3 protein-coding genes and 1 pseudogene are annotated in these 4,225 nt (G+C 54.7%); 1 reads left to right on the forward strand and 3 read right to left on the reverse strand.

Annotated features, from left to right (window positions below):
* A partial coding sequence (uvrB, locus tag RTY00_RS20955; RefSeq protein WP_312665988.1) for an excinuclease ABC subunit UvrB occupies nucleotides 1-1,771 on the reverse strand: 1,771 nt, incomplete at its 3' end.
* 902 nt (nucleotides 1,772-2,673) lie between these two features.
* On the opposite strand from uvrB, the gene RTY00_RS20960 reads away from it, so the two are divergent.
* On the forward strand, nucleotides 2,674-3,390 hold the full coding sequence (locus RTY00_RS20960) for an ABC transporter ATP-binding protein (protein ID WP_008102708.1): 717 nt from the start codon (nucleotides 2,674-2,676) through the stop codon (nucleotides 3,388-3,390).
* 39 nt (nucleotides 3,391-3,429) lie between these two features.
* On the opposite strand, the gene bioD is transcribed toward RTY00_RS20960, so the two are convergent.
* The gene (gene bioD / locus RTY00_RS20965; protein ID WP_312665990.1) at nucleotides 3,430-4,101 is read right to left on the reverse strand and encodes a dethiobiotin synthase; all 672 of its coding nucleotides are present in this window, start codon (nucleotides 4,099-4,101) and stop codon (nucleotides 3,430-3,432) included.
* Nucleotides 4,098-4,225: pseudogene (locus RTY00_RS20970) on the reverse strand (malonyl-ACP O-methyltransferase BioC); the annotation flags it as partial. The pseudogene RTY00_RS20970 and the gene bioD, both read right to left, overlap by 4 nt.

Consider the following 4,225-nt stretch of genomic DNA (forward strand, 5'->3'; position numbering starts at 1 on the left):
TGTTGAGCCCTTGCGGCGTAATGCCATTCTCTTCGTTGTATTTCTGCTGCTTCTCGCGACGGCGCTCGGTTTCGCCCATCGCACGCTCCATCGAAGGCGTGATTTTGTCGGCGTAGAGAATCGCCCGGCCGTTGATATTACGCGCGGCGCGGCCAATGGTCTGAATCAGCGAACGCTCGGAACGCAGGAAGCCCTCTTTATCGGCATCGAGAATCGCCACCAGCGACACTTCCGGCATATCCAGACCTTCTCGCAGCAAGTTGATGCCGACCAGCACATCAAATTCGCCGAGGCGTAGATCGCGGATGATCTCCATACGTTCGACGGTATCGATATCCGAGTGCAGATAGCGCACCTTCTCGCCGTGTTCCACAAGGTATTCGGTGAGATCTTCCGCCATACGTTTGGTCAGTACGGTCACCAGCACCCGCTCGTTAATCTCCACACGCTTGCGGATTTCCGACAGCAAATCGTCGACCTGCGTCGCCACCGGACGCACTTCCAGCACCGGATCCAGCAGGCCAGTTGGGCGCACCAGCTGATCAATCACTTCGCTGCCCGATTTTTCCAGCTCGTAATTGCCCGGCGTGGCCGACACATAAATGGTTTGCGGCGCGGCCGCTTCAAACTCTTCAAAGCGCATTGGACGGTTATCCAGCGCCGACGGCAAGCGGAAACCGTATTCAACCAGCGTCTCTTTACGCGCGCGGTCACCGCGATACATGCCGCCAATCTGCGGAATAGTGACATGCGATTCGTCGACCACCAGCAAGCCATCCGCCGGTAAATAGTCGAACAAAGTCGGCGGCGGCTCGCCCGGTCCACGACCGGAGAGATAGCGCGAGTAGTTTTCGATGCCGGAGCAATAGCCCAACTCGTTCATCATTTCGAGATCGAACTGCGTACGCTGAGAAATACGCTGCTCTTCAAGCAGCTTGTTGTTCTCCAGCAGCACTTTGCGGCGGATCACCAGCTCATCTTTGATCTCTTCCATCGCTTGCAGAATACGTTCGCGCGGCGTCACGTAGTGCGTTTTTGGATAGACGGTAAAGCGTGGGATGACGGAATCAATCTGGCCAGTCAGCGGATCGAACAGCGACAGTCGCTCAACTTCTTCATCAAACAGTTCAATACGCAGCGCAATGTCGTCTGATTCGGCCGGGAACACATCAATCACTTCGCCGCGCACGCGGAAGGTACCGCGCTGGAAGGCCTGATCGTTGCGGGTGTATTGCAGCTCCGCCAGGCGACGCAGAATACTGCGCTGATCGATAATCATGCCGCGCGTCAGGTGCAGCATCATTTTCAGGTAGAGATCGGGATCGCCCAGACCGTAGATCGCCGAAACCGACGCCACCACAATCACATCACGACGCTCCAGCAGCGCTTTGGTCGCCGACAGACGCATCTGCTCAATGTGCTCATTCACCGAGGCATCTTTCTCGATAAAGGTGTCAGAACTCGGCACATAGGCTTCAGGCTGATAGTAATCGTAATAAGAGACGAAAAACTCTACCGCGTTATCCGGGAAAAACTCCTTCATCTCGCCGTAGAGCTGCGCTGCCAGGGTTTTATTCGGCGCCAGCACCATGGTCGGACGGTTGAGGTCGGCAATCACGTTCGCCACGGTAAACGTTTTACCAGAGCCCGTCACGCCCAACAGCGTTTGATGCGCGAGTCCATCTTCCAGCCCCTCTTCGAGACGGCGAATCGCCTCAGGTTGATCGCCTGAAGGCTTGAAAGCGGAGTTGAGTTTAAAGGCTTTGCTCATGTTTTAGCGGTTCCAGCAGATGAAGTCGGCGGGCAGGCTGCTAATTCTACTCTGCTATGGCGAATTTGCCAGAAAAAAATACTGGACATAATTACAGTAACCTTGCACGATAATGGAACCTGAAGCCGATTTTCTTCAGTGCAATTTAAGCGGCAGCCAGCAAGCTCTTGTTGCGCAATGTTATCCCCAAGCGGAGGACGCTTTTAACATTTGTCAATAGAGTGTCATTAAATTGCAGTCCGATGACAAGCCAGATAATTCGCATGCTTGATTTTAACTAACCTGCTGTTTTAATTCATGTTGACTCAAAAGCCCAGTTTCTCATCATAATGTATGAAGGCCGCGAATTTACTCGCTTGCACACGGTTTTCAGTCGCTAATGCACAAGGTTATCCACAGTAATGGTGGATAAGTGAATCCAGCCCCGAGCCCATCGGCTGTGTATAATTTTCTCCAGCCCATTCTTAAGCGCGAAAAAAAATTTTTTCGCATTTATTTTTCTCCTCCTGCGTGTCGCATTAACCCTTCTTTTTCCCTGTTTACCTCTCCTTACCTGGAGAAAAGCAAGCCTTTAAGGCCATTTATTTCCCCGGTTATTGCCTTACGAACGATCAAATGCACCAGAAACGTTAAGCAGTCAGCACCGTCAAAGTGCAGCTGATTTATCACCGCTGGCAATTGTTAAGCGTTTCTCAACTTTTAGCGGTTGATTTGTCAGGTTTCCGACCTGGAAAGAGTTAAATTCCTAACCTGGCCTGGGAATTGCAGTGTTTGCTATATGGAGTGACGAGTCCATATCGGCACTTGCCGACGACAGCGGTGTCCATCAATCGTGCACGACTGTATGCCAGACGACACAGAGCGGGAGCATTCAGGCTAATAATCTGGAAGGAGTATGTCAGATGCTGAGTTTACGTTCGGTGAATCAGTTTTACGGTCAAAATCACATTCTGTGGGATGTGGATCTCGATCTGCCGCCGGGCACCTGCACCGGTGTGTTGGGCAGCCCCGGCATGGGCAAAACCACGTTAGTGAACTGCATTATGGGCCGCCTGCCGATTAACAGCGGCTCGATGACCTGGCAGGAAGATGGCGCACCGCCGGAAGATTTGCTGCTGCAACCGGCCGAGCTGCGCGCGCGTACCGGCATTGGTTACGTGCCGCAAGGACGGCATATTTTCTCGCAGATGAGCGTGGAGGATAACCTGCTGATCGCCCTGATGGCGGCGCAGGACGATCGTAGTCGCGCCATTCCGGAAATGGTGTTTGACCTGTTCCCGGCGCTCTATTCATTGCGCCATCAGCGCAGCGGCGAGCTGCCGATGGAACAGCAGCAACATTTGGCACTGGCGCGCGCGCTGGTGCTGCAGCCTAAGCTGGTGATTCTGGATGAGCCAACGGAAGGGATGTCGCCGTGGCTGGAAGAGGAGATGGGCAATCTGATTCGTCGGCTAAACCGTGAGTATGGTTTAACCATTTTGCTGCTGGAGCAGCACGTGTCGTTTGTCCGGCGCGTCGCCGATTATTTCCTGCTGCTGCATCGTGGGCGTAACGTGGCGCATGGCAAAGTGGCGCAGCTGGATGATTTAACGGTGAATAAGTGGCTGACCGCGACGTGACGATGTAGCCAGGTCGCCATGAATGGCGACCTGGGTTATTTATTGCGGCAACCTCAAATAACGCCCACATTCCGCCTGGTCGGCCTCATCGCTAAGGTGCGGGATCTCACCAAGGAACGGCGCATCAATACGCTGACGCAGCGTGGCCATATACTCCTGATGGCGTTTGCCGGGCGGCTGAATATCATTGGCAATCCAACCCGCAAGGCGCAATCCGCGCGCTTTAACCGCTTCGGCGGTGAGCATCGCATGGTTGATGCAACCAAGTTTCACCCCCACCACCAGAATCACCGGCAGTTGCTCGGACTCTACCCAATCGGCGTACGTTTGCGTTTCCGACAGCGGCGTAAACCATCCACCTGCGCCTTCAACTAACACCCATTCCGCATGCTGCTCCAGCGCGCGCAAGCCCGCTGACAGCGTGGCAAATGTAATAGGTCTGCCCTCTTCCGCGCTGATGATATGCGGCGAGGTCGGCTCGACAAACGCCAGCGGGTTCACCTGCTCATAACTTAACGCCAGGCTGCTGTAGCGCTGTAGCGCCAGCGCGTCGCTGTTGCGGATGCCATGCGGCGTGATCTCGCAGCCGGATGCCACCGGCTTGTAGCCTGCGGTGCGTAAACCGGTGGCGCTCGCCGCCTGTAGCAGCGCGCCGCTGGCCACAGTTTTGCCCACTTCGGTATCGGTTCCGGTAATAAACCAGCGTGTCATTTACTTAAAACTCCATACATCAGGTGATAACTCAGGCGATAACCGGCTTCATCCTGCGGCCAGTGCTGCTCAAGCTGTGCCAGCTGAGCGCGCGTCAGTACGCTGGCGCCGCGTCCGTCGTGCA

Origin of the sequence: Pantoea sp. CTOTU49201 (assembly GCF_032054795.1) — a bacterium.
In the GTDB taxonomy this organism is placed as follows: domain Bacteria; phylum Pseudomonadota; class Gammaproteobacteria; order Enterobacterales; family Enterobacteriaceae; genus Pantoea; species Pantoea symbiotica.